This window comes from Streptomyces sp. NPDC043996 (assembly GCF_056435225.1).
The window spans coordinates 1-1,214 of record NZ_JBWKEY010000034.1 but is presented as its reverse complement, the minus strand read 5'-3'; the positions used below and the strand labels follow the sequence as shown (position 1 = coordinate 1,214).

Below are 1,214 nucleotides of genomic sequence, written 5' to 3'. Positions count from 1 at the left end.
TGTTCGTGGTTTCAGAACCAACACAGTGAACGCGAGCAACTGAGGACAAGCCCTCGGCCTATTAGTACCAGTCAACTCCACCCGTTACCAGGCTTCCATATCTGGCCTATCAACCCAGTCGTCTACTGGGAGCCTTACCCCATCAAGTGGGTGGGAGTCCTCATCTCGAAGCAGGCTTCCCGCTTAGATGCTTTCAGCGGTTATCCCTCCCGAACGTAGCCAACCAGCCATGCCCTTGGCAGGACAACTGGCACACCAGAGGTTCGTCCGTCCCGGTCCTCTCGTACTAGGGACAGCCCTTCTCAAGACTCCTACGCGCACAGCGGATAGGGACCGAACTGTCTCACGACGTTCTAAACCCAGCTCGCGTACCGCTTTAATGGGCGAACAGCCCAACCCTTGGGACCGACTCCAGCCCCAGGATGCGACGAGCCGACATCGAGGTGCCAAACCATCCCGTCGATATGGACTCTTGGGGAAGATCAGCCTGTTATCCCCGGGGTACCTTTTATCCGTTGAGCGACGGCGCTTCCACAAGCCACCGCCGGATCACTAGTCCCGACTTTCGTCCCTGCTCGACCCGTCAGTCTCACAGTCAAGCTCCCTTGTGCACTTACACTCAACACCTGATTACCAACCAGGCTGAGGGAACCTTTGGGCGCCTCCGTTACCCTTTGGGAGGCAACCGCCCCAGTTAAACTACCCATCAGACACTGTCCCTGATCCGGATCACGGACCCAGGTTAGACATCCAGCACGACCAGAGTGGTATTTCAACGACGACTCCCCCGATACTGGCGTACCGAGTTCACAGTCTCCCACCTATCCTACACAAGCCGAACCGAACACCAATATCAAACTGTAGTAAAGGTCCCGGGGTCTTTCCGTCCTGCTGCGCGAAACGAGCATCTTTACTCGTAGTGCAATTTCACCGGGCCTATGGTTGAGACAGTCGAGAAGTCGTTACGCCATTCGTGCAGGTCGGAACTTACCCGACAAGGAATTTCGCTACCTTAGGATGGTTATAGTTACCACCGCCGTTTACTGGCGCTTAAGTTCTCAGCTTCGCCCTGTCGAAACAGAGCTAACCGGTCCCCTTAACGTTCCAGCACCGGGCAGGCGTCAGTCCGTATACATCGCCTTACGGCTTCGCACGGACCTGTGTTTTTAGTAAACAGTCGCTTCTCGCTGGTCTCTGCGGCCACCCCCAGCTCA

General features: G+C 56.1%; 1 rRNA gene. It reads right to left on the bottom strand.

From position 1 onward, the window contains the following. Window positions 1–41: 41 nt before the first annotated feature. Window positions 42–1,214, bottom strand: a 23S ribosomal RNA gene (locus AC07A4_RS41805); the annotation flags it as partial.